This is a genomic window from Silvibacterium dinghuense, from assembly GCF_004123295.1.
GTDB classification, from domain to species: Bacteria; Acidobacteriota; Terriglobia; order Terriglobales; family Acidobacteriaceae; genus Silvibacterium; species Silvibacterium dinghuense.
The window spans coordinates 1486226-1510092 of record NZ_SDMK01000001.1 but is presented as its reverse complement, the minus strand read 5'-3'; the positions used below and the strand labels follow the sequence as shown (position 1 = coordinate 1510092).

Here is a 23867-nt window from a genome sequence, read left to right as displayed (position 1 = left end):
ACTCGATATGCGCCTTTTGTAACGTAACGGCGATATTATTTTGACCTGGTGAGATGCCAGGATAGCTAACCGCAATTCATTTTTCGCTCATGTACGGATATATAAACCTTTACTTTGCGACCCTGATGGGTACTCTCGGCGGACTCCTGGCGGCCGTGCTGGGCATTTTGTTTATGGTGCCTCTTGCCGATAGCGGCCTGAGATACCTGCCTGACTCCGTCGATCTGGGATGCTTTGCGGTCATCATCTCTATTGCGCTTTTTCTCTACTTCGACCGCATTCTCCTGGGGCGTATGCGCGCGGCTTCTCTTGGTTACGGGCTGCTTTTCGGCGGCGTGTCGGGCATCCTCGCTGCTCTCCTGTCGATTGGCCTGCATCATGCTGTTGCGGATACCTCGCCTTCTTTGTTCCGCCTCGCGGTGTGGGCGCTTTGTATCTCGGTCATCGGTCTGGGCATAGGCCTGCGCTGGGCGAATTCCAACCGCGCACGTGTGCTGCATACCTATTCGGGAAGCCTGGTGGGTGGATTGCTGGGTGGTGCCATGTTCGTTCTCTTTGGCCCGCATATCCCCGGTGGCGCATCGATTGCCGGACTGATGCTCGCAGGAGCCGGCACCGGCTTTGGAACGGGCATCGCTCCTACCCTGATCCGCGAAGGCTCTCTGCGTTTCATCAGCTCTGGCGATGCGCGCGCACAAAATAAGTTAGGCAAAGAGCGTAAGTTGTGGGCGCTCGATATCGATGAGTCCTACGTGATCGGAAGCGCAACGACGGCACAGAATGGCACGAAATTCCAGCAGGGCGCCGATATCAGCGTTCCCGACGTAGCCATTGCTCCGCGCCATGCCGTGGTCTTCTCGCGTGAGGGACGTTACTTTATTGCGCGGCACCCTGATGTAGGCGGTCCGGAAGGGATCGCTAAGTATGTGCTGCGTGCCCGTGGCAAAACCGTTGTCGGCTCTCAGGAATTGCATCCCTCCGACGACATCCTGATTGGCCGCACAGCATTGCGCTTTGAGAGCAAGAAAGGAGGCGCTTAACATGCGCCGTTTCTCCGTGCTCTTCGGTTTCCTGAGCGCAACCACCTTCTTCGCGGCCCAGGCGCAGCAGGGTACTGCCGATCTGCACCTGCGTGTCAGCACGCAGCCTGCACTGGTGGACTGCGCGCCGGTTAGCCAGCAGCCATGCATGACCGCAGGCATCACGCCGGTGGATAAGGACGGGCAACCTGCTCGCGTCAATATTCCCGTGGCCGCGGCATTGCCTACTGCCATTACGCTTCGTAATGGTGATGGCACCTCTGTGCATCCCTTTTATGCGAGCGCTGGGCTCAGCTCGGCAGGTGCGCAGCGCCAGAACGTGGTGCTGTTGATGGTGGATATCAGCGGCAGTATGAATCAGCCTGCACCGGGAAGCACGAGCCGCTTCGCCGCGGTGAAGGAAGCTGTGACTGCGTTTGCGGATGGCATGCAGCCAGGGCTCGACCATATCGCGATTGTTCCCTTCCAGAGCCATGATGTAGTGCCGGTAATCAAGGCCGCGGTATACGCGACACAGAAGCCTGAGTTGCTGAATCAGCTCAACGCTCTGCCTGCGCCGGCTCCTGCCAATAACACTGCGCTTTACCAGGCGGTTTTTAGCGGCGTGCAATCGTTGCAGGATGAGATCGATCAGTTGCAGCGCAAGGGCATATCCCGTGACGAACTGGAGCCGCATCTGGTCGTCATGACGGACGGCAAGAATGAGGTGAAGCCTGGGGACGATCCGCAGTTGCTCGATGGCGCGCTGGGTCTGCAGCAGGCGATCGCGCAGGTGCAGAACTCGCATTTCGATGTAATCGGTATCGGTTTCGGCGACAAGAATGTGATCGACGCCGCTGCGATGCAGAAGTTATCGACGCGCTTCCTCTTTGCTTCCGATGCCGGGCAGTTGCTCGACGCGCTTCACACCACACGCTCTGCGACCACCCACGAGATTCAGATAACGTGGCTGCTGCCCGAGAATAATCGCCTGAGCCTGATGGGCCGTGATCCAGCCTGGACACCGGAGTTGACTCTGGATGGTGGCCAGGTGCTTTCCGGTGATGTCGTGCGCATGGTCGGTCCTGCCACCGGCGCTCCGGTCTATGACCGCAAGGCCGCCGATGCGGAGCTCAATGCGCTGATGGCGGCAAATCCGCCCACAGATGCCGGATGGTCGGCAATCCTCTTTCATTTCATTCTCGTAGTGGCACTTGCCGCGTTGCTCGTGGCCTTGTGGTTCTGGGTTCCGCGCCTGGTCTGGGCGGACCGGAATCTCGGTCCCCTGCAGGGCCGCCCGCGCAAGTGGAGCAGCGAACGGCCGGCGGTCACCTCTGCGTCGGGCGTGCAGATACGTTCAGCGAACATGCCTTCCGGTTTTGGCGGACCTGGTGCAGCGAGCGCGCCGCTTCAGCGTTCGGCCTCGCAGACGACTCAGGTTCAGCCCCGTACCCACATTCAATCCGCTAATCAATAGGAGATAGCCCACATGCCCCTAGTAAAAGTCGTACGCAAAGGAGTGACGCCGTCGGTTCGGAAGGTGCCGACCTCAACGGCCGCGGCGATGTTACCCATGACCCTGGAGCGTGTGGGCGGCGAAGTCTCCTCCGAGAACGAAGAGCTCGTAAAGGTGGAAGATCTAACGGATGCCTTTCGCAAGTTCGAGCCCAAGCTCGAATTCACCGGCACCGCGGGGCCAGAGGAAACGGCTTTTCGCGCGGAGGTGCAATTCCGCTCTCTTAAGGACTTCGATCCGGAGAATCTGCAGAAGCGGCAGGAAGTTCGCGATGACGAAGGCAATGTCACCTATCTTCGCAACGATATTGCGGATCTGAAAGCGAACATCGACCTGCTTTATCGCCTCAAAGACCGGTGGAAGCTGCCCGCCGTTCGCCGCGCATGGACGAATCCAGCGCAGCGTGCCGAAATTGTGAATGCGCTCACCAAGCTCCGCACCGAGTTGGAGCGTGTGGCTGCTGAAGGGAAGGAGTAACTATGTCCGAAATGCAAACCGCAAGCCGCACCACCGAACAGCTGCTTGGTAATAGCCCCGCGCGCGAGTTGCTGCAGGATATCTTCGCCGACCTGCACCCCGGCCTCACCAACGAGAAGCGTGAGCTGGCGAGCATCTTTACTTCGCAGTCCGCGAAAGAATTTCTTGCGCAGTTAACCAATTTCGAACAGCTGATCAGTGCCGAAGATACATACGATCAGACGGTCAAGAAGCTCCAGACCCAGATCGACAGCGCAGAGGAAGTCCGTGATGAACTGCTTACGCAGGTTTACGAGCAGATCCGCCCGCTGGAGCGCAGCTATCGCCAGCTGCAGCTCTTCTTCGAGAACACCAAGGTGGGGGACGGCAAGATCCGTAAGCCGGTGGAGCTGTTCATCCTGAATGCAGATTCCACTGCGATGCAGGATATCTTCTCCATGAATCTCGCTGCCATGGAGCACTTTGTGGTGCAGCGTAACGATAACTTCAATTTCCGCGACGATATCTGCAACATCGTTGTGCCGGGTTATTATCCGCAGCCCATCCGCGAAAAGCTGGAGCAGCTGGCAAATGCCTGGGGCATGCTGTTGATCGGCGACCTGGACGACGAAAAATCATTCAAGAACGTAGAGCGTAATTTCCTTCCCGGAGGAAAGTACGAGTTTCTCAAGCGTCCTGAAGATGCAGCTGCGGCGGACGTCTGCCTGATGGGCTATCTGCAGCTTCGGCCAGCACATTGGTTTGAAAAAGATGCGGACAGCAACGAGGGCCTCTATGCTCCGCCGTCGCTGGTCTTCGCCGGCGCTGTAGCGCGTGCAGACGATGCGCAGGGCATGGCGCAGGGCCCCGTGGGCTCGCGTTTCGGCCGCGTCAACGGTGTCGCCAAGGCGCGTATCGAGCCATTGATCGGCGAGATGGAGCATCTCTCGATGGAGCGCCAGCTGATCCCGATTATTCGCGATGCAGACAATCATTTGTGCTTCTTCGGTTGCCGCACGCAGGCTGACGATCCTTACGGCGTGCTGAAGTTTTTCACTTCGTATCGCATTCTGCGCTATCTGGAGCGTTGCTGCCGTCACTATCTGCTGCAGGTCGCAGGACAAGTATTGACGCGCGACTTCATGGATCAGCAGATCGAAACACCGTTGAAGCGTCTGCTCGATGAACAGGTAGAGCAAGGCACGATTCTTGGCTATGACCTCTTTGTCGACAAGGACTCCAACAAGCGCATGCAAGGTATCTGCGACATCACATTGAACGTGATGCCGACAGGCCCCGCAGAAACCTTTGTGCTGAAGATAGATGTCCCAGAATTTTCACGTCAGGAAGCATCTAACCGGTAGACAATCGTCCTGCACAGAGAGAAACCTCATGAAAGAACTGCGTTTTAAGGTAGAGCCGGGGCTCGCAGGATCAGCTGCGCGCGCCGCGGAGCAGGAGAAGCGTGCTGCTGCTCCGATCTCCACGCAAAGACCAGGCTTCTCGCTGCGCGCACAGGGCGGGCGTGTGGTTCGCACGGATAAAGACCACACCCCGACACCGGAGACCCCGCTTCGCGATGCACGAAGCGAAACATCGAAAGAGCAGATAAGAGCGGTCCCTCAAGCGGAGACGCCCCTGAACTCTTCCTGGGCTGCTGAAGAACGCGGTGGTAGTCCAAATCCCCCCTCTGCCGGACTGTTGCAAGGGTTTACAGACCGGCTGAAAACCCTCTTTCGAGGCACTGGCTCTTCGGAATAGGGCCTCGTACCGACGACCTCCGAAAACCCATGTCCCGCACCCCCCTCCCAAGGAGACGTTATGGCAAATCCGTACCGCGCAACTGTGACAATTGACGGCCAGAAGTTCCAGGCTGTGACCACGAGTGTGAAGTTCAGTACATCGAAGGACCGCTCTGGCGTTGCGCAGATGGGATCCCTTTCGACGAAGATTCGTGTCTGGGCCGACCTGCATGACGATGTCAATCTGCCGTTTGCCACCGTGCAGCACCTGTTCAATCTGGCGAACGTGGTGACACGCGACAAGATCAAGTCGATCAAAATCGAATTCTGGAAGGACGACTCGCAGCAGGATGCGCTGGTGTCCTACAGCTTCAATGGATGGATTCGACGCTTTGAAACCTCGAACCCGCTGGATTTTCTGCCCAAGGCAGCCACGGTGAATACCGAAGATCAGTTGGCGGAAGGCGCCGCGCCCAAGCTGAATCATATGCTCGTACTCGACCTGGAGCCTGCGCTCAATCAGCAGAACTTCCAGGACGTAAGGATGAGCAACTAAGTATCCCGACCCTGACGGGCGGATACGAACGGCGTCCGCCGAGCCTAACACTCAGCGAAAGGAAAAGATTATGGCAGCACCGTATCGCAGCACCTGCACCATCGACGGCCAGCAGTTCGATTGTCTCTCCGTCTCCGTAGCCTTCTCAACCGAAAAGGATCGTGCCGGCATGCCGCAGATGGGTTCGCTCTCGACCACCATCCGCGCGTATGTGGACTTTCACGATGACCAGAACATGCCGTACTCCACGATGAGCAATCTGTTCAATCTGGCAAACGTGGTGACGCGTGACAAGGTCAAGTCCATCAAGCTGGAATTCTGGAAGGACGACTCGCACCAGGATGCGCTGGCTTCATACACGTTCAACGGTTGGATCAGCGGTTTCCATACGCTCAATCCCTACCAGAGCGAAGACCAGCTCAGCTCGACCGACCACTCCGGCATCAATCATGTGCTGGTGCTGGATCTCGAGCCGGCAATGAACCAGCAGAACTTCAGCGATATTTCGCTGAGCAACTAACCGCTATCGTTCGTTAAAAGGCGGCGCCGGAAAACCACCGGCGCCGTGCTTCTGACGCATACGGAGTCCGCTTGGTGCAATCCATCGCATTCCCGATGAGGCTCGGAGAGAGCGGTTTACTGCGTCGCGAGGACCGCGCAACAGGACTCATTGGCCTGCTGCAGGTCATGGCCCGCACGCCGCAGGGCTCATGGCGCGGCTGTCCTTCCTTTGGGCTGCGCGATCTTTTCGAGATGCATCGGCAGCGTGCCGATACGCCGCGTTTGATGATGGAACGCATCAATACAACGTTGCAGGATCTCGGCATCGATGAGTTTCGCGTCGTCGAAGTGACTCGGGAGCTGAGTCCGGGGCGCGAGACAGATACCTATGCTGTGCTGCTCGAAGGTGGCGCAGCCGACACACTGACCACCATGCTCACGCTGGACCCCTAAGGGTACTCCGGCTCGAAGAGGATCTGTTGAATCTGCAAACCCCCACAGTGCTCGAGATTGATCGCAAGCTTCGCGAGGATTTTCGCAGGAGGGTCCGTGACTACGGCGTCAGCACGGACACCACCGATCCTCTCCTGGCTGTGCTATTTCGTACGGTGGCGCAACAGATCGATGAAGTTTACAGCGATACGGCTCAGCTCCGTGTCTCGCTGCTACATGAGCTGATGCAGGGCCTGCACATGGAGCAATATCTCGCGCGTCCCGCACAGGCTGTCGTGCGATTGGTGCAGGATCGCGATGAGCCGCGTACCTTGCGCGCGGGAACCGAACTAAATGCCGTGGCTTCTTCCGGCGAGCGCCTGATCTTCAGCCTCGATGCCGCTGTCGACGTTTCGCGCGCTCGCATTGCGCTCGCACTGAGTTATCAGGATCAGTCTCTGCGCATACTTTCGGGCGTGGAGATGAGCGAAGACGTACAGGCGGCGCGCCCATCGCTCGACACCGTGCCCATCCAGCTCGGGCCGCAGCCCGCGCTCTATCTCGCGGTGGAGAATCTGTCGCCGCAGTTGCTCAGCCGGCATGGGCTCTTTTTTGAGTTAGGCCCGGGAACTTATGCCGTGCAGCACGCACTTGCGCATGAGCCGTGGTGGATCTTCGGCAGCGACGGAGAGCTTTCTTCCAGTGGCCTGATGCGGCCGGAACGGATCAATGCCGGCCTGATGCAGCTCCGCTTTTATGGCGATCTCGCTCGTACAGAAAATCACGCAGCCTCTGCACGTCCGAGCATTCCGGATGGCTTTTATGCTGGACGTCAGTTTGTCTTCCCCAGCATGAGCGCGGAGCAGAATCTGCTCTGCCGAGTGCCGCGGCTGCTTGAACCTGCAATGGCACGCCTGGTGAATCGGGATGTCTCGCAGATCTTCCATGAGCCGCGCTTCTGGATCAAGATTCCGATGCCGCCCGGAGTGCCTGCGCTTCATCACGCCATCAGCGGTATCGTGCTCCATGCGATGACCGCATCCAATGTTTTTGTGCGCAATCAGACGGTTCATTTCGCGCAGGACGGCACATCGTTTCCCATCAGCAAAGCGGGCGGCGTCCCCGAGCATCTTGTTGCTCCTCTGACGGTGATGAGTATCGAGAACGAGCCCTATGATCGTGGAACACGGCCACGCACACGCTCCACAGCCGGATGGTATGAGCTCTCGAATGGACGCCTGACGCTCACTCCCGGAGCGCGAGAGAACGGCATGCGCGACACTGCTGCGAATATCCGCCTATGGCTCACCAACGGACATCTGGGTAATTCTGTGGGACCTGGCGACATCACGGGCTTTGCCAGTGCGGCGCTGGCAGGGCTGCATGTAGCGCCTCTCACTGCGGCGTCCGGCGGCACGGATGGCGATACCTTGCCGACCGAAGAGCGGCGTTTTGCAAATGCTCTGCTGACGCGCGGACGCATTGTGACGCGTGCCGATCTTGAAACCGCTGCGCTGGCTATCGATCGGCGCATCCTGGCCGCGGCCGCGAGCTCCGGCGTAGAGCGCCGCGAGGGCGGATTGCGCCGCGTGGAGAGGTTGAGTCTTACACTGGACCCGCATGGCTTCAGCCGGCCTGAGGTAGAGTTGCCCGCATTGAAGTCGCAGGTAGAAGTCACGCTGCGCGGCCGCCTGGTGCAGGGAGTCGATCTGGAGGTGCAGTTTCTATGGAACTGACATCGGCTCCTCTTGATGCCCTCGCCGTTGTACAGAACGCGCCGTTGATGCCGTGCTTCGAGCGCGGCACGCATGGTTTCGCACACACCGTCGATTCCGCATTGTTCTCGCTGGCCGCCATGGGCATCATGCCTGAGCGCATCACCCTGCTGCGCGCGGGCCGCAGCGCGCATGCCGATGGCATGGTCATTCATCAGCAGCCCTCACCCGGCACACCGCTGACCAACGATGTGCGCATCGAACTGGCAATCGCAGGGCTGGGTTTTACGCATGCGCTTCCGGTTGGCATGTGGGACTCGGGCGGAGAGCGTACGCCAGGCACTCGCGAGATTCTGTCGCCGCTCGATGATCCGCTTGAGAAGCTCCGTCACTGGTTTCGTGAAGGTGCGCCGATGTTCCGCCTTTCGCCCGATGACCAGATGGCCTGTGCGCGCTGGCTGTCGCTCTTCGGCCTGCGTGCGGAGGAGTGGCCTCGCGATCTCTGGTTTCCGCTGGCCTCTCTCGTCGCCGATCTTCCCGGGCTTTCTTGCCGTCCCGATGGCTGCGCCATTGTGCTTGGCTCTGTGCTGGGGTTACCGGTGAGCGGCACTGCGTACAGGCCGACACATCAGCCACTGCCGGAAAGCGCGCTGTCCCTGCTTGGCAGCCGCTCATCGCAGCTCGGTACGAATCTCGTCATCGGAGACGCGATCGAGGTGCTGTCGACGGTGGTGATCGAAATAGGGCCGGTGCCTTTGGATGTTTACGAGCGTTTTGCAGAGTCGGAGGAAGGCGCGGCATTGCTGGCCCGCCTGCTGTATCTGCTGATGCCGATGCTGCATGACTACGAGGTGCATTGGTCTGTGCAGGATCGTACGCAGCCGCCGCAGCTCGGTGTCATCGGTGCGAACAGCCGCCTCGGAGTGAATACGCACATGGGCAAGGGCTCAGGTGTGCGTGTGTGTTGAAGGGATGCAAGTTATCCAAACGGGTCGGGCTGCCACTGATCAAGCAGTGAACGATCAAGGAGTACGCGATCAGGGAGTGAACGTATGAACCAACGCCGACCGGATGCCGGAACGGAACTCTACCTGCGGTCTGTGAACTGGGAACATGGCATGCTGCTTACGCCGGATCATCTTCTCCGGCAGGAGCGGTACCTCGCATCGTTGGCGATGTGGGGGATGACTTATCTAAACCGGGCCGCAGGTCTCGTCGGTGGTGGTGTGCGGATGCCGGAGGCGGATCTGGGCACCGTGCGCTTCGATCCCGAAGTCGCTCTGCATGAGACGGCCGAATACCTCGATGTCGCGGTGCAGCGGGCGCGAGGGCTGACACCGTCGGGGCTGATCGTAGACATCGAAGGTGGGGATGCCATCTCCGTGCGTGTTCCAAAGGATCAGCTCGCCGGCGTGGCCGAGGCGGTGGTGTATGTGGTCTGCGATCCCGCCGAGCGCGTCAAAGTGGATGGCGCCGTCGACAGCTTCAATCCGCAGATGCACAGCGAGCGGGCGCCGAGTTACCGTGTTGCGCTGAGCGTGAATGCCGCTGAGCGGGCGCAGGCGCTCGCCGTGGGGCGTGTGAAGCGGCCGGCGACGGGCATGAGCTTTGAAGCGGACGTGCAGTACATTCCGCCCTGCGTTGCCGTATCGAGCCACTCGGAGCTGATGACCGGCACGCGCCGCATCCTCGAAGCCGTGCAGCGATTGGCGGCCGGCTATGCGGAGTTGCACCGGGCCATGCGCGAGTTCATGGTGCTCTTTACCGAGCGTGGTCTTGAAACAGAAGTCGACCGTGACTCAATGCAGTTTGCGGAGCGGATGGTGCTGGAGCTGCAGAATGCCTCCTATGCCTTGCTGGAGCGCACGCAGACGCCGGCGCAGTTCTTTGGCCGCGTGCGTGAACTGCTGCACTCGGCGGCGATCTATTTCGATCTCGCGCCTGGGATGCAGACGTATTACGACACGCTGCGCGACACGGGCGAGACCGAGTGGCTCGGCCTGATTGAGCAGCAGAAGCACACGCTGCAGCTCAGCCGCACGCTGCGGCTCGAGGAAGACCTTGGCCTGGAGGTGCGCAAAGCGACGGCTGCCCTGGTGGGCCTGGAGCGTCTCGAGCGCGCGCTCGAAGGCAAGTACATCGACTTCCGCAAGAGCAACACGCTCGAAAGCACGAACTTCATCTTCGATCGCGGCGGCAAGGCCCTGTACAAGCTGGCGGCGCGTCCGGCGCGTGTGCAGGGCATTGCGGACGAGATGACGATCTTCTTCTCGAACCTGCGCCTGGAAGGTCGCGACCGCTATCGGCTGATTCTGATCGGCGATCGCAATGCCCCATGGGTGCGCGGCACATCCATCGGCGCCGAGATCCGCCTCAACGAGGGGTCGGGATTCCGTCGCGAGAGCCTGATCCTTACAGGCGATGTGCGCCAGGACGACCAGTACAACATCGAGCTCGACTTCCAGGCGCCGGATGTCCCGACCATTACGGATGTTCGCGTCACCGTGCCGGCCTATCACACGGTGCACACGGCGTTGCTCTTCATCCGTCATCGCTTTTATGCAGGACAGCGTGAGCAGCCCGCACGCATCCTCGAGCGTGATACGCCTTCCGAGCCATCCGGCTTCAGCTCCGGGTCGGCCAATGGCGGACGACGTTCTGAAGTGCCGCCGGCAGCGGCGGAAGAAAGCCGGCTTCCTGATCTGCACACGACATCTACCGTTTCGCCTCCAGGTCTGCAGCCCACGCCGCACGTGCAGCCACCGTGGATGCCGCGCGAATCGTCATCCACATCGACGCTGGGCGGCGAAGATCCGAATAAGCCTCGTCGGCGGAGGCTGGAGTAGAGTATGGCCCTGGACCTGAGCAAAATCTCTGATGAGCTGGAGTCCGCACTCGCCGGTGCGCGCGTGCTCGCGCAGGAACGCGGACAGGCGCTGATTCAGCCCGAGCACCTGCTTCTTCTGCTGCTGGATGGTGAGCGCGGCGGACTGCGCGGCGTGTTGCAGAAGCATCCTGAAACAGCGATGTCACTGCTCGATGCATTGTCGCGGCGCGCCGATCAGCTTTCCACGCAGCGGCTCGAAGCCGGGCGCCGTCCGCTTGCCTCGCAGGCGCTGCGCGGCCTGCTGACAGAGTCGTTTGCGATTGCGGACAAGCAGGGCCAGCCTGCGGCTGTTCCGATGAATGTGCTGCAGGCTGCGTTGATGGGCAGTGATGGGGAACTGCGCGCCATTCTTCGCCGCGCTGGACTCACGGACGAAACCCTCTCCACGCAGATACCCTCCGCCGGATCACAGAACAACCCCGCGTCTGTGGCAGCATCGGCGAAGGCGCAGAATAACGATCTTGCCGGTGGCGCATCCATGCTCGAGCGCTTCGGGCGCGATCTGACGGCTGCAGCCAGGGCCGGAGAGCTGATGCCTGTCGTCGGTCGGGACGACGAAGTCCGTCAGTTGATACAGACTCTTCTGCGCAAGACCAAGTCCAATCCGGTGCTGGTCGGCGATCCTGGCACGGGCAAAACGGCCATTGTGGAAGGGCTCGCGCAGCGCATTGCATTGGGCGACGTGCCTGACAGCCTGAAGCGGTGCCGTGTCATTGCGCTCGATCTGATGAGTCTTGTCGCTGGCGCGAAGTATCGCGGCGAGTTTGAAGAGCGCATCAAGACCATTGTGGACGAGGTGCGTGAACGCAAGGGCGAGATCATCCTCTTCCTCGATGAGATCCATCAACTGGTCGGCGCGGGCGGGTCTGAAGGAGGGATGGATGCCGCCAATATCCTGAAGCCTGCCCTCGCACGCGGCGAGCTGCGCTGCGTCGGCGCGACAACCTTCGATGAATATCGTGAGCGCATCGAAAAGGACGGCGCACTCGCACGGCGCTTCGAGCGCGTGCAGGTCGGCGAGCCTGACGACGATGCGATGATGCATATCCTGCGCGGAATCCGCGAGCGTTATACAGCCTTTCACGGGGTCGATCTCACCGATGAGGCGCTTTCCGCTGCGGTCAAGCTCTCGCGACGCTACATGCGTGATCGATTCCTTCCGGACAAGGCGATCGACATTGTGGATACGGCCACCGCACGTCTGCGCATGCAGTTGGAATCACGGCCCACCGCGCTCGATCATCAGGAGCGCACGCTCACGCGCCTGCGCGCAGAGCTCCAGACGCTAGAAGCGCTCCCTCAGGCCAGCAGTACACAGCGGAAGCGTATCGATGCCTTGCGGACGGAGATCGCCGAACTGGAGCCGCGGGTGCAAACAGGGCTCGAGTTCTGGGAGCGGCAGCGCAATGCTCGTGCCGATCTCGCACGTACGGCACAGGCGATCGATGAAAACGAGCGACTGTTGAAGGCTGCGGAAAGCTCAGGGGATGTTACGCACGCCGCAGAGATCCGTTACGGCTCGCTGCAGCACCTGGAAACCCAGCACGCAGCGCTTGAGGTGCAGCTCGACGAGCTGCGCAACAACGCGCCGCAGGATACGCGGATCGCAGATAAGGTATTGCCGGAGCACATCGCTGAGGTTGTCGGAGAGCGTTCCGGTGTGCCGGTGGCGCGCATGCTGGAGAGTGAGCGTGACCGCCTGCTGCAGCTCGAAGAGCGGATCGGCGAACGTGTCTACGGTCAGCCGGAGGCCGTTCGTGCCATCTCCGAAGCCGTGCGCCGCATGCGCACAGACCTGCAGCTGAAGCGTGCGCCGGCCTCATTTCTTTTTGTCGGTCCAACCGGCGTGGGCAAGACCGAATTAGCGAAGGCGCTGGCGGAAGCGCTGTTCGATGACGATACCGCACTGATCCGCATCGATATGGGTGAATACAAGGATGCCTCTTCGGCAGCCGGTCTTATCGGGTCGAGGCCTGGTCTTATCGGTTCCGATGAGGGTGGTTTTCTCACCGAGCAGGTGCGGCGATCGCCCTATTCGATTGTGCTCTTCGATGAGGTTGAGAAGGGGCACCCTGAGATTCTCGACCTTCTCCTCGGCGTGCTCGATGAAGGCCGCCTGACCGATGCCAAGGGCCGCTTCTGCGACTTCACGAATACTGTCGTTCTGTTCACCTCGAACCTCGGCGTGCGTGAGTCGATGCGTGCAGGAGAAGACGATGCGCTGCGGCAGGAGATCCTGCTGAATGCAGTCCGCGCCAGCCTGCGCCCCGAGCTGTATAACCGCATCGGTCAGATCATTCCGTTTCATACCCTTGGCATGCCGGAGCTGCGCCGCATTGTCGAGACGCATCTGCGGTCTCTCACGCGCAAGCTGCAGGAAGACCGTGAGCTTCACATGGAAGCAACCGCCGAAGCGGTCGATTACCTGGCGCAGCTTTCCTATGATCCCGAATACGGTGCACGTCCTTCGGCACGCGTGCTGCAGAGGGAAGTCCTCTCGCCGCTCGCCGACATCCTGCTTTCCGGGGATGCGACGCCACACAGCACACTGCGAATCCATGCTGTGGCTGTGCCATCGGCGAGCGAAGGCGAACCGCCCGCGCACGAGTTGGAGTTCACGATCGAATCCACAGAGGATATGGAGCAACCAGCCACGGCGATGCCGGAAGAACTACAGGGAGAGGAGTTGGCACGGTAATGGGTTTCAGGAAGAGTTCGATCTTCGCATGGTTGTGGTTCTCGGTTGCCGGGCTGCTCGTAGTCCTGACGGGCGCACCTGCGCGGGCCCAGGCACCGCTTAAGCTGTTCAATGGCACATCGCTGCTGGGATGGAATCAGCACGGAGGCTGGAATGTCTCGGGCGGCGCGATTACGGCCGGCGGCAGTGGCGAGCGCACACTGATCAGCGCTGTGCCCTTTGGCGAAATGAACCTTGAGTTCGAGTACAACGCCAGCGGAAGCATGGGAAGCAAGCTTCGCCTCTGGACCGATCGCGACGGCAGCGGAGGATTCACGATCGATCTCGATCCCTCCGGCGCGAGTGCCGGTGTCGGCGGCATTGAAACGCTGTCCAACTCATCGATCGCAACGTTGACGCCGGGTTGGCATCGTGTCCAGGTCGAGGCGGCTCATGGTCACATCAACGTCAAGATCGATGGCCTGCCTTCCGGCAACGCCGGAGACCTCGGCACACGCGCAGGCTATATCGGCTTTACCGCCACGGGTGAGGGCTCCTTGCAGATTCGCGGAGTCAAGGTCGCTCCGCTCGGACTCAGCAAGAGCTTCAACGGCACCGATCTCAGCGGCTGGAAAAGCATCGCCCAGGCGCCGAATGCCAAGGGCGGTGTCGGCCATGACTTGGCCAAAACCTTCACCTTCGGTATCGGCGGTGGTTCGACCAAGCCGCATGAGGCGAAATGGAGTGTTGTTTCCGGCGCGATCCACGGGGTGGATGGTCCCGGCGGCCTGGAGTACAGCAACAATCTCGAAAACGGCATCGTGCAGATCACGGCGCACGGAACTGTGAAAAGCAATTCGACGACGGTGCTCTCCGTGCGAACCTCGCCGGGGCAGCTCAGCGGTGGTTATGAGGTTGGCATTGGCCCGAATGCTGGACAGATCAATGGCCTCGCGCCGCATCCGCAGCAGGGGATTCAAAGTATCGATCAGACCATCGTCTTCTCTGACCGCACGCTTGCAGTCTGGATCGATGGCTCACTGGTAACGGTATATACCGACACGCGCGCTGAGAACGCGAGCCCTCTGAAGGGCGCCAAGACCTCGGGTGGCGCGCTTACGCTGCTGCTGCCTGCCGGCGACGAGATCAATGTCAGCCGCATGTTTTACCTGACGCTTTCTTCGAAGCTGTACGGAGCGCCGGCGCATACTCCTCCGCCTCCGGTCGTAGCGGCAGCTCCGCAGACTCAGCCTGCAACTGCACCGCCGCCACCCGCGTCGGAGGCAGAGAAGGCGATTCTCGCGCAACAGCAGGCAGCCACCAAGAAGGATGCTGAAGATCAGGCGAACAAGAAGAAAGTTGCAGCGCTGATGGCGCACGCTCTCTCTACGAATGATCCGCAGCAGCAGCTCGACGATTATGGCCAGGTCGTGCAGATCGATCCCTATAACGCCGTTGCCGTGCAGGGATACAAGGATGCGCAGGCGCGCATCCAGGCCTCGCAGCAGGCGCAGGAGCATGCTGCGAACGAGCAGGTGAATCAGCAGCAGGAAGCACAGAACCGCGCGGTGCAGACCAGCGAATCCCTGCAGAAGGCGCGTATGGCTTTCCTGAACGGCAGGATTTCTGAAGCAAGCTCTGCACTTGCTGTAGCCGAGAAGCTCTCTCCCGGCAATCCCGCGGTGCACGATCTGCGGAGCCGTTTGAGTGCGGCGCAAGCCGTGCGCTCGCGGTTGTACTTCCTGGGTGGAGGAGCGGGCCTGGTCGGCATACTCGGTCTTGCCGCTCTCTGGATGCGCCGCAGCCGTCAGCAGCGCTTTCCTCACCTCGAGGTTAAGCGTGGCTTCGAGGTCGGACGCAGCTATCCGATCGAGAAGGACACCGTGCGCATCGGAGCCGTGCCGCAGAACGGCACATACAAGAACGACATCGTCCTCCAGGACATCGAACACACGATCTCCCGCTTTCACTGCGAGGTTTCGCGTAAGAATGGGCAGCTTTATATCACCGATCTCAAGAGCGCAAACGGAACCCTGGTAGACGGCGAGCCGCTGCAGCCGGGACAGCCGAGACTCTTGCGGCGTGGCAATACCATCACTCTCGCTAATAACGTGGAGCTGCGTTTCGATTACGGTCGCCGTCCCGCCGGACAGGCATAGAACCTGGAGAAATCCGCGATGGATATTCGCATTCGAGCGGCTGGGTCCAGCGATCGCGGACGGGCCCGCCGCACTAACGAGGATGCTTTCGGCTTCGATTTAGATCGCGGACTCTTTATTGTCTGCGATGGCGTGGGGGGACGCGCGGCGGGAGAGGTCGCCAGCCGTTCCGCAGTGGACTGTGTGCTCAGCCGCTTTCCGCACTCGATAGAGGATTTCAACGATGCAGGCTTTGAGCTGCAAAGGGCTATCCATGTGGCCAACAGGTCCATTCGCGCCGCACAGCGCGAAGAAGCCTACGCGGGCATGTGTACGACCATCGTCACCGCGCACTTTGACGGCTCGCGCATGTGGATCGCGCATATCGGTGATAGCCGCGCCTATCTGTTGCGGCGTGAAAGCCTCCATCGTCTTACCGACGATGACTCCCAGTTGGTGCAGATCCTCCGCAGAGACCCGCTTCGTCTCAGTTCTGCGGACGCTGCCAGTCTCGACAGCACACTTACCCAGGCTCTCGGCGCATCCGATGTTGTCGTGCCTACCGTGACGATGGTGCAGGTGCAGTTGGGAGACTGCTTTCTGCTCGCGACGGATGGCATCTGCAAGGCGCTTTCGAACAGCGACATGCTCTCTCTGCTGCTCGCATCCGCTACACCAGAGCAGGCCTGCCAGCACCTGATCCACGCAGCCGATGACTCCGGCGGTTTTGACAACGCAACCTGCATCGTTGTGACGATCGACTAGAGTGGAACGATAAACGGATCGCGCGACAAGCGACGGGCTTTATGCCGGGGCAGTCGTCTCGACGGTGCTCTCCAGCATCGCGAGCGTTTCCTCAAATGGCGTGCGGGAGAGGAGCAGGACCGATCGATCCTGGCTGTCTTCACGTATGTATAGCTCGATCCCTCTCAGGTACTGATTGCGCTCGTCCCGCGAGAGATGGGTCAGCGTGTGTGCGTCGAACAGCGGGATAAAAAGAGGATAAGTGCGGCAGACCTCATCGGCGATCCGCTCCTCGAGCTTTGCGGAGATATGCCTGCCATCTGTTTCAGCCCAACCCTCCGGCGCGATCACGGTAAGCAAAGCTCCGGAACCACTCAGTTCTGATTCCACTTCGAGCTTTACCTCTTCGGATCTGGCAAGAATCCTGCGCGCCTCGTCGGACAGTCTCGGGAATGGAGTGTTCGGTGGCCGATGCGTGAAGTCTTCCTTGCGCATGGACCGCGGCGGCTCGCGGTCGGGCCATACCCCCATTGCGATTCCGGGCATCCAGCGCGATGCGTTGCGGCTCAGTGGCGCAGCGCCGCCGGGACGGGGAAGCTGAGTCATCTGGACGAAAAGCTCCCTGCGCAAAGGTGCGGTCCTGTGCGCTTTCAGCCAGCGTTGACAGCCTGAGATCATGCCGGCGAGCTCCAGGCGCTGCTGCTCCGGTGCCGGAAATTTGCAGGAGATACGAAGTGCAGAAAGCGGTTCGCCTTCGCTGTCGGCAATTGGTAACTGCTCAAGCTCCCAGGTAGCCGTCATCGTTGTGTCTCCAACTCTGGCTCAAAAACAGGATGGGGCTCTTCCTTGGCGCGGAGACAATCCAGCACTCGGATAAGTGTCTCGTCGAGATCATCCTTGGCGGCGATCAGCATGCCGTGATCGTCGGGGCTTTCAGTGATGAAGATATCGAAGACTTCGAACCACGGAGAAAGCTCTTCAGAAGCCGCTGCAAGAAAGTCGCGCGCCTTCCAGAAGGGAAGGATGAAAGTAAGTCCCTCGTAGGCCAGCTCCTCTTCCAGGCCCTTGCCAAAGACCTGCTTGCTCTTTTCGCAGAAAGCGTCGCCAAGCAGGAATGTCGCCTGCCAGAGTGCGTCGGCATCGAACTTTTTGAACGCGGGCATCTCGCGGATCACGGGATAGTCCGGAATAGGCGGCGGTGTCGTTGCCGGATCATGCGGAAGATAGATCATCGTATAGCCGCCGCTGCCGAGAAAGAGCTCGCGCTTCCAAGCTTCGTTGCGTTCCAGAAACCAGAACACATAATCGGCTACATATTCATTGAAGTCGAACTTGGCTTTTCCCTTGATAACCTGATCGAGATCTTCTTCTGTCGGAATCGGCGGAATCTTTCCGTTGGGTTTGCGGCCCAATCCCATGAGGGGCATGAGCTTGGTCTGGTGCCGGTGCAGGGCGTCTTTCACGTAGCCTTGCGGTGCAGTCAGCTTCATCTGCAGAAAGCTCTCCTGCCGCAGCCGATTGTCTACTGTAAGTTCCAGGTGGAGCTCGTCGAAAAAATGCTGTAACCAGTCGCGCTCGCGTCCATACGCGGGCACGTTGGATACGGGCAGCCAGTAGAGAGCGCAGGCGCTTACATCGCGCGCCCTGCGGATCGGGAGCAGTGCCTGCTCGCTGGCCGGATTGAGGCGGCTGCGTGTTTCCTTGTTCGACGCTTCCTGATTCATGTCGGATCGGGCCCCGGGGAGTCTACTGCGGTTGTTTTGCTGGCTTGGATGCCTGCTCGACGGCTTGCACGATCTGCGCACGCGTGCTGGCAGCATGCGCCATGGCTGCCTTCTTTGCCGCCTCTATCTCAGAATCAGCTGATGGTGAGGCCACGCCGGCAGGCATGGGGTGAATCGCTCCAGCCTGACCCTTCACCTGCGAGAGATATTGATTGATCGCATCCGCAGCCTGGAAGTGTCCTTTGCGAGGATTCCACCCGCTGCCCGTGGGAATGCGCTCGCCGGATGTTAGCGCGATGTAGAGGATGTGGCTGCGTCCGTCATCTTGCTGTACTTCGGCGTGATCCACCGTGGCCAGTGGATAGACATTGCGGCTGGTCACAAAGAAGACACGGTTCTTGATCTCGAGGTTCCTGCTCGACTGCGAAAAGGTCAGGGTCGATGAGCCTGTTACCAGGTAAAAGAACAAACCGACAGGGATGAAGCCGAGCAGCAGAAGAAACGAAACTGGCTTGAACCCCTGGCTTCGGATCAGCATGGCCATGACCAGAGCCAGGGGAAAGCCGAAGAGGGCGAGAGGAATCGCAGCGAGATATTCCGGTGGGAAATAGAGAACGAGATCGCCGCCTCCCGGATGAAGAATCTGAATTGCCGAAGATAGAAGGCCCATATCTTCCTTAGTCGAACGGTGTAATTGGGGTTGGAGCCGGCAGCGCGTTGGGCTTGAAGGGCGTACCGAAGCGAAGCACGGCAATCAGTGCTCCGGTTACCAGTGTTTTTGCCCATAAGGCGCTGACCGTCGCTTTGAACTTTTTGATTTCGGCATCGATGGATGCGGTGTCGAGCTTGAACATATTAATGTCGCCCTTCCACATGCTCACATCAAACTTGGCTCCATTGATGCTCACCGCGGCCACGCAGACGTCGAGCTTCAGGACGTCATAGAGCGTAACGCGGAAATCATAGCGGTGGAAGATATCCTTGAAGTACTGCAGCCAAGTCTCCGGTTGTGACTCTGAAAGCGTGTCTTCATACTGACGCGTCACTTTGCCCGTGAAGTGCTCTGTTCTGGTGCTTCCGTTCAACTGCATGTAGGGGCCAAAGAAGGTGAGATTGCTCTTCTGGCTTACTGTCGCGGTCAGATTCCCCATGAGCAGATAGATGTGGTCGGTCTCGATGAGCTCATCCAGCGTGCCGGAGAGGACGCTGGTCATGTTCCCGGTCTGGTTGTAAATGAGGTTGCCGCGAATCTCGCGCATGACATTGCCCGTGACCTCGTCCCACTCCTGAAACGCAGGCGAGCCGTTGAAAGGGATGCGCGGACCGAGCGGAGGAAGAAGATGATCGCTGGTTCCATATGTCCGCGTACCGATCTTGATTTCGGTATCCATGACGACAGTCATGATCAGTTCGTCTCCTTGGTGAAGAACTTGCTGCGGATATGGACCTGGCCGTTGGGTGCGCTCAGGCAGATATCACCGTCTTCGGAATGGACCAGGATGGTTGACCGGCCATGCTCATCGGTGTTTTCCAGCATGGCAATGCGAAGCTTGTTGGGCGTCGCCACCACGACGGATTCCTTGCCCGGTTTATCGATGAACTGGATGCGGTTGCCGCTCTTGGTGAGCAGGCGTTTGATGTCGTTGTTGGGGATTTCGCCGCCGAAGAAGGCATCGCGCGGCTGCTCGTGAACCCCGTTCCAAAGCGCTCCGATGATGACCGGACGCTCCGGATCGCCATCCTCAAACGCCACTGCGACCTCATCGCCGACCTCCGGCATGAACATGAAGCCGCGGCCGGGGCCGGCATGCGGACTGGTAGTGCGGGCCCAGTGCGTAGAGCCATCGATCTCCTGCCAGAAGAACCGTACCTTGATCCTGCCCATTTTCTTGGGATCGTCATGATCCACCACGCGTGCCGGTACGATCCCGCTCCAGACCCTAGCAGCCGGTGCGCGCCGGTTGCGATATTGCATCCAGGGAGTGCAGAGGAAGTTGTTCGCGTAGCCTTGCGGAGTCCAGTGGTGCTCCACGCGCACGAGCCCGTATGTTCCTTTGGCATCCAGCACGCCGCTGATCGTCACGGTATTGCCGGCCATCAAGTTCTGATTGCGGGAGCAGCCGCGGCCAATCACGGCGCCGCCAATCGAGCGTTCGCTCTCGGCCATCAGTTGATCGTTGTACGTATCCAGCGTGGTGGCGCGAGCCCGTTGCGGCTCAAATCCGGAAGGCAGGTTCTGTGAAGCAGTGAGAACTGCGCCGGTGAGCCGCTGACCGCCATCGAAAAACTGCGGCGGCTTGGAGACCTTGTCGAAGGTCTGCGACTGCATGAGGTGATGATCGTAGTGCGAGCCGCCGAAGCTTGCCGGAGCCAGTGCGCCCTGGAGGCTGAACTCGACCAGCCCTCCTTCTTCCCGCCAGTTCAACGAGGCACCGCTCTGAAAGCTGTCGTAAACCTCGAGACCGCTCTCGTTCGGGCGTGACCACGCACCGTAGTCATCCACAATGCGATTCAGAAAGGAGAAATCGGTCTCTCCATACTGCACGTAGTTCAGCGCCTTCGAGCCTCCGGCATTGATGCTGACCGGAATGCCGTCGCGGCCGCCGATGGTGCCGGCAATCGAGGATAGCGTCTGCTCCGCGTAGTACTGTTTGCGCGCCGTCACATCCAGCTTGTAACTATCGCTCACCGCCGTGAGCTGAGCTTTATAGCTTCCCCATATCTCATATTCCATTTTGACGTCGTAGAAGAAGCCGGAAAAGTGGACATGAGAAGTGCCATCTTCATCTGTCGTCTGGACCTTCACCGTTTGCCCGAGGAGATCCTCCGCGTCCAGACGCTGATCTTCGGTTTGGCGGCATACGATCATGCACCACCAGTGCTGATTCAGCTCCTGGATGACTTCCACGGAGGCAAGAATGGATTGCTGCAGGACGCTTCCACTGATCTCTACGGAAGGCAAGGGCATGATTATGTCCTCGTTACTGTTTTTGCAATGTCAGATGCGTGAAATCGCGCGCAAATCTATTGCAAGAAGGTTAATTCGCAAACCGCCTGAAATATGGAAATCACCGGTTAAATCGCGTCAATGGAGGATGAATTTTTATGGCTGAAGAAAGAATGATTTTTCCCGACGAGGAATCCATCTCTTAAGCCTGTGATCCGCACTCTCCGGTGTACAGGCTGGGAAGGTGCTTGTTTCGAGCATTCATGGAAGCGCGTGCAGACGGGGCGGGGAGCAATTAGGATGGACGCATGCATGCAGTGGCCAGCTCTGTCCCTCTCCGTGGTATCGTTTCCGCCTATCTCCGTTTTCGCCCTGCCGGGAAAAAAACGCTGGCTGTCTGCCTGATGGGAGCCGTGCTCTCCTCGGCTGGTTTTGCACAGGAGCGTGACCGTGCTTCCTATGTGAATCAGCTGATCGGTACGACGAATGGCGGCAACGTATTTCCGGGCGCGACGATGCCCTTCGGCATGGTGCAGTTCACTCCGGAAGCATCGCCGGTCAATCCGCGACGGCCGATCGCGGCGCCTGGCGGCTATGAGTATCGCGCGACGGAGCTGCGCGGCTTCAGCCTGACCAACGTGGAGGGATGGGGCTGCGCAGGCGGCTCGGGCGATGTGCCTTTCATGCCGATCACCGTGGCTGTCGACAAGTCGCCGTCGAGCGATTATCGCCGCGCTTACGCGGCGGGTTTCACGCATGCAGATGAAAAGGCCGAGCCGGGTTCCTATCGGGTGAAGCTGGCGAACGGTGTGGAGGTGAGTCTGTCGGCTGCGCTGCGCATGGGCGTTGCCACCTTCCAGTTCCCGGCAGATGCCTCGTCGCGCGTGCTGGTGCGGACGTCGGATTCGGAAGTGGGCTCTACTGCGGCGCAGACGAAAGTAGATGCGGCGACCGGCACCGTGACCGGAGAGGTAACCAGCGGCAATTTCTGCGGTTACATCAACGAAGAGGATCGCCGCCCCTACTACACGCTGCATTTTGTGGCGAAGTTCGACCAGCCGGTGACCGAGACGGGCGCCTGGAAGGATGACAAGGTGATGCCGGGCGCGGCGACGGCCGAAGGCGGCACGGGTTTCGGCCCGAAGGGATTTCCGGAGGCCGGCCACGGCTCGGGGGTGTGGCTGGGCTTTGGGCAGGGCAAGACGGTGCGGGTGCGTATCGGTATTTCATACGTAAGCGAGGCGAACGCGGCAGCGAACCTCGAAGCGGACAGCAAGACCGGCACGACGTATGAAGATATTTCGGCGCATGCGCGGGCGGCGTGGAACGCGCAGCTGAACAGAATTGAGACCGAAGGCGGCACCGACGAGCAGAAGACGGTCTTCACGACGGCGCTCTATCACGCATCGATGACGCCGACGACCTACAGCGACGTCAACGGCGAATACATGGGGATGGACCAGAAGGTGCATCGGGTACTCGCTCCGCAGCACGTGCAGTATGCGAACTTCTCCGGATGGGATGTGTACCGGTCACAGTTACAATTGCTGACCTGGCTCGACCCGGAGCGCGGAAGCGACATTGCGCAGAGCCTCTTCAACCAGTCGCAGCAGGATAACGGCCGCTGGGATCGATGGACGCATCTTGGGGGCGCGACGCACGTGATGAACGGCGATCCGGCCGATGGCGCGGTGGCGGCAATCTGGGCCTTCGGTGGGCACAGCTTCGATGGAAAGGCTGCGCTCGCGTCGCTGGTGCACGCGGCGGAAATTCCGTCGAAGGAGGATCTGGGCGACCGTGGATGCCCGGTCGAGTGTGCGGGGCAGCGTCCCGGCCTCGATCAGTATCTGAAGCTGCATTACATCCCGGTGGGTGCGCCTGCTTGGGGGCCTGCTGCGGACACACTCGAAGACGTTTCTGCGGATTTCAGCATCTCGGCGTTGGCCGGGCATCTTGGCGACAAGGCCGTCGAGCGGCGCTTCCTCGTGCGTGCGCAGTATTGGAAGAACATCTGGAACCCCAAGGCCGCGCCCGACGGTGGCTACTTCATGAACCGCAATGCCGACGGCACCTTCCCGATGGAAATCGTCGACGACGACAACGACAGCGACCACAAGCCGCAGCACTTCACGCCGGCCACGGGCGCGGGCTTTGTCGAGGGCTCGGCCGCGCAGTATGTATGGATGGTGCCCTTCAATGTGGCAGGGCTCTTCGCGCAGATGGGCGGTCATGACAAGGCGGTCGCGCGGCTCGATCGCTTCTTCTACGACGACAAGGGCAATCCCGCGGTGACGAACGCGGGCGATCTGCACGCGGAGTTGAACAACGAGCCGAGCATCGAGACGCCGTGGCTCTATGACTTCGCCGGTCAGCCGTGGAAGACACAGCAGCTGGTGCGCCAGGTGCTCGATTCGATCTGGAAGAACGCGCCGAACGGCATCCCCGGCAATGACGATCTGGGTGAGATGTCGAGCTGGGATGTCTTTGCCTCGATGGGTCTCTATCCGGAGATTCCCGGACGCGCGGAGCTGGTGCTGGGCAGCCCGATCTTCACCAGGGTCGTCGTGCATCGCGCGCAGGGCGACGTCACCATCGAAGCGCCGGCGGCCGATGCCACGCACTACTATGTGAGCGGCGTAAAGGTGAACGGTGCGGCCAGCGGGAAAACATGGCTGCCGGAGAGCTTTGCACAGCAGGGCGGACGGCTGGTTTTCGAACTGACCGATACACCTGCGAAGAGCTGGGGCTCAGGCGCGAATGATGCGCCTCCGTCCTTTGCTCCGAAGGCGCAGTAAGCGCAGCAGGGGACCTGC

Annotated in this window: 19 protein-coding genes; 14 read left to right on the top strand and 5 right to left on the bottom strand. The window is 60.1% G+C overall.

Features of this window, described 5'->3' with window-relative positions:
- The first annotated feature begins 125 nt into the window (after nucleotides 1-125).
- The 13 genes from ESZ00_RS05985 to ESZ00_RS05925 all read left to right on the top strand — a co-directional run bounded on the left by ESZ00_RS05985 (nucleotide 126) and on the right by ESZ00_RS05925 (nucleotide 16404).
- Nucleotides 126-1040 (top strand): FHA domain-containing protein, encoded by a 915-nt coding sequence (locus tag ESZ00_RS05985; RefSeq protein ID WP_129207224.1) that lies wholly within the window; start codon nucleotides 126-128, stop codon nucleotides 1038-1040.
- Between the two features lies 1 nt (nucleotide 1041).
- Nucleotides 1042-2496: a vWA domain-containing protein gene (locus tag ESZ00_RS05980; protein WP_129207223.1), complete on the top strand. Its 1455-nt coding sequence runs from the start codon at nucleotides 1042-1044 to the stop codon at nucleotides 2494-2496.
- A gap of 12 nt (nucleotides 2497-2508) precedes the next feature.
- Nucleotides 2509-3012 (top strand): hypothetical protein, encoded by a 504-nt coding sequence (locus tag ESZ00_RS05975; protein ID WP_129207222.1) that lies wholly within the window; start codon nucleotides 2509-2511, stop codon nucleotides 3010-3012.
- Between the two features lie 2 nt (nucleotides 3013-3014).
- Entirely contained in the window at nucleotides 3015-4355 is a 1341-nt protein-coding gene (locus ESZ00_RS05970; protein ID WP_129207221.1) for a hypothetical protein, read from the top strand.
- A 457-nt stretch (nucleotides 4356-4812) separates the two neighbouring features.
- The gene (locus ESZ00_RS05965; protein ID WP_129207220.1) at nucleotides 4813-5289 is read left to right on the top strand and encodes a hypothetical protein; all 477 of its coding nucleotides are present in this window, start codon (nucleotides 4813-4815) and stop codon (nucleotides 5287-5289) included.
- A gap of 70 nt (nucleotides 5290-5359) precedes the next feature.
- Nucleotides 5360-5809: a hypothetical protein gene (locus ESZ00_RS05960; RefSeq protein WP_129207219.1), complete on the top strand. Its 450-nt coding sequence runs from the start codon at nucleotides 5360-5362 to the stop codon at nucleotides 5807-5809.
- A 74-nt stretch (nucleotides 5810-5883) separates the two neighbouring features.
- Nucleotides 5884-6243, top strand: a complete 360-nt coding sequence (locus tag ESZ00_RS05955) for a hypothetical protein (RefSeq protein ID WP_129207218.1) — start codon at nucleotides 5884-5886, stop codon at nucleotides 6241-6243.
- A 26-nt stretch (nucleotides 6244-6269) separates the two neighbouring features.
- Nucleotides 6270-7958 carry a baseplate J/gp47 family protein gene (locus tag ESZ00_RS05950; RefSeq protein ID WP_129207217.1) on the top strand — a complete coding sequence of 563 codons (1689 nt, stop codon included), beginning with the start codon at nucleotides 6270-6272 and terminating at the stop codon, nucleotides 7956-7958.
- The gene (locus tag ESZ00_RS05945; protein WP_129207216.1) at nucleotides 7949-8905 is read left to right on the top strand and encodes a type VI secretion system baseplate subunit TssG; all 957 of its coding nucleotides are present in this window, start codon (nucleotides 7949-7951) and stop codon (nucleotides 8903-8905) included. The genes ESZ00_RS05950 and ESZ00_RS05945 overlap by 10 nt, the downstream gene beginning before the upstream one ends.
- 84 nt (nucleotides 8906-8989) lie before the next feature.
- Entirely contained in the window at nucleotides 8990-10783 is a 1794-nt protein-coding gene (tssK, locus tag ESZ00_RS05940) for a type VI secretion system baseplate subunit TssK (protein WP_129207215.1), read from the top strand.
- A 3-nt stretch (nucleotides 10784-10786) separates the two neighbouring features.
- A complete protein-coding gene (locus ESZ00_RS05935; protein WP_129207214.1) occupies nucleotides 10787-13522 on the top strand; it encodes an ATP-dependent Clp protease ATP-binding subunit in 2736 nt (911 codons plus the stop codon).
- Nucleotides 13522-15660, top strand: coding sequence for a 3-keto-alpha-glucoside-1,2-lyase-like domain-containing protein (locus ESZ00_RS05930; protein ID WP_129207213.1), 2139 nt, complete (start codon nucleotides 13522-13524; stop codon nucleotides 15658-15660). Before ESZ00_RS05935 ends, ESZ00_RS05930 begins: the two co-directional genes overlap by 1 nt.
- Nucleotides 15661-15678: 18 nt before the next feature.
- On the top strand, nucleotides 15679-16404 hold the full coding sequence (locus ESZ00_RS05925; protein ID WP_129207212.1) for a PP2C family protein-serine/threonine phosphatase: 726 nt from the start codon (nucleotides 15679-15681) through the stop codon (nucleotides 16402-16404).
- 39 nt (nucleotides 16405-16443) lie between these two features.
- Here ESZ00_RS05925 and ESZ00_RS20030 read toward each other — a convergent pair whose 3' ends face one another.
- Genes ESZ00_RS20030 through ESZ00_RS05900 form a run of 5 tightly spaced genes read right to left on the bottom strand, consistent with a single transcriptional unit; the run spans nucleotide 16444 to nucleotide 21075 of the window.
- Nucleotides 16444-17184 (bottom strand): hypothetical protein, encoded by a 741-nt coding sequence (locus ESZ00_RS20030; protein ID WP_164981357.1) that lies wholly within the window; start codon nucleotides 17182-17184, stop codon nucleotides 16444-16446.
- The gene (locus ESZ00_RS05915; protein ID WP_129207210.1) at nucleotides 17181-18107 is read right to left on the bottom strand and encodes a hypothetical protein; all 927 of its coding nucleotides are present in this window, start codon (nucleotides 18105-18107) and stop codon (nucleotides 17181-17183) included. Before ESZ00_RS05915 ends, ESZ00_RS20030 begins: the two co-directional genes overlap by 4 nt.
- Nucleotides 18108-18129: 22 nt before the next feature.
- Nucleotides 18130-18777 carry a hypothetical protein gene (locus tag ESZ00_RS05910; protein ID WP_129207209.1) on the bottom strand — a complete coding sequence of 216 codons (648 nt, stop codon included), beginning with the start codon at nucleotides 18775-18777 and terminating at the stop codon, nucleotides 18130-18132.
- Between the two features lie 7 nt (nucleotides 18778-18784).
- Entirely contained in the window at nucleotides 18785-19510 is a 726-nt protein-coding gene (locus tag ESZ00_RS05905; protein ID WP_129207208.1) for a hypothetical protein, read from the bottom strand.
- Nucleotides 19511-19512: 2 nt separating this feature from the next.
- The gene (locus ESZ00_RS05900; protein WP_129207207.1) at nucleotides 19513-21075 is read right to left on the bottom strand and encodes a type VI secretion system Vgr family protein; all 1563 of its coding nucleotides are present in this window, start codon (nucleotides 21073-21075) and stop codon (nucleotides 19513-19515) included.
- 287 nt (nucleotides 21076-21362) lie between these two features.
- On the opposite strand from ESZ00_RS05900, the gene ESZ00_RS05895 reads away from it, so the two are divergent.
- Nucleotides 21363-23849 (top strand): GH92 family glycosyl hydrolase, encoded by a 2487-nt coding sequence (locus ESZ00_RS05895; RefSeq protein WP_229740988.1) that lies wholly within the window; start codon nucleotides 21363-21365, stop codon nucleotides 23847-23849.
- Nucleotides 23850-23867: the final 18 nt, after the last annotated feature.

What these genes read in the sequence shown, in the direction of transcription:
- ESZ00_RS05985 (WP_129207224.1), top strand. Translation starts at nt 126, where the DNA reads ATGGGTACTCTCGGCGGACTCCTGGCGGCCGTGCTGGGCATTTTGTTT.
- ESZ00_RS05980 (WP_129207223.1), top strand. Translation starts at nt 1,042, where the DNA reads ATGCGCCGTTTCTCCGTGCTCTTCGGTTTCCTGAGCGCAACCACCTTC.
- ESZ00_RS05975 (WP_129207222.1), top strand. Translation starts at nt 2,509, where the DNA reads ATGCCCCTAGTAAAAGTCGTACGCAAAGGAGTGACGCCGTCGGTTCGG.
- ESZ00_RS05970 (WP_129207221.1), top strand. Translation starts at nt 3,015, where the DNA reads ATGTCCGAAATGCAAACCGCAAGCCGCACCACCGAACAGCTGCTTGGT.
- ESZ00_RS05965 (WP_129207220.1), top strand. Translation starts at nt 4,813, where the DNA reads ATGGCAAATCCGTACCGCGCAACTGTGACAATTGACGGCCAGAAGTTC.
- ESZ00_RS05960 (WP_129207219.1), top strand. Translation starts at nt 5,360, where the DNA reads ATGGCAGCACCGTATCGCAGCACCTGCACCATCGACGGCCAGCAGTTC.
- ESZ00_RS05945 (WP_129207216.1), top strand. Translation starts at nt 7,949, where the DNA reads ATGGAACTGACATCGGCTCCTCTTGATGCCCTCGCCGTTGTACAGAAC.
- tssK (WP_129207215.1), top strand. Translation starts at nt 8,990, where the DNA reads ATGAACCAACGCCGACCGGATGCCGGAACGGAACTCTACCTGCGGTCT.
- ESZ00_RS05935 (WP_129207214.1), top strand. Translation starts at nt 10,787, where the DNA reads ATGGCCCTGGACCTGAGCAAAATCTCTGATGAGCTGGAGTCCGCACTC.
- ESZ00_RS05930 (WP_129207213.1), top strand. Translation starts at nt 13,522, where the DNA reads ATGGGTTTCAGGAAGAGTTCGATCTTCGCATGGTTGTGGTTCTCGGTT.
- ESZ00_RS05925 (WP_129207212.1), top strand. Translation starts at nt 15,679, where the DNA reads ATGGATATTCGCATTCGAGCGGCTGGGTCCAGCGATCGCGGACGGGCC.
- ESZ00_RS20030 (WP_164981357.1), bottom strand. Translation starts at nt 17,184, where the DNA reads ATGACGGCTACCTGGGAGCTTGAGCAGTTACCAATTGCCGACAGCGAA.
- ESZ00_RS05915 (WP_129207210.1), bottom strand. Translation starts at nt 18,107, where the DNA reads ATGAATCAGGAAGCGTCGAACAAGGAAACACGCAGCCGCCTCAATCCG.
- ESZ00_RS05910 (WP_129207209.1), bottom strand. Translation starts at nt 18,777, where the DNA reads ATGGGCCTTCTATCTTCGGCAATTCAGATTCTTCATCCGGGAGGCGGC.
- ESZ00_RS05905 (WP_129207208.1), bottom strand. Translation starts at nt 19,510, where the DNA reads ATGACTGTCGTCATGGATACCGAAATCAAGATCGGTACGCGGACATAT.
- ESZ00_RS05900 (WP_129207207.1), bottom strand. Translation starts at nt 21,075, where the DNA reads ATGCCCTTGCCTTCCGTAGAGATCAGTGGAAGCGTCCTGCAGCAATCC.
- ESZ00_RS05895 (WP_229740988.1), top strand. Translation starts at nt 21,363, where the DNA reads ATGCATGCAGTGGCCAGCTCTGTCCCTCTCCGTGGTATCGTTTCCGCC.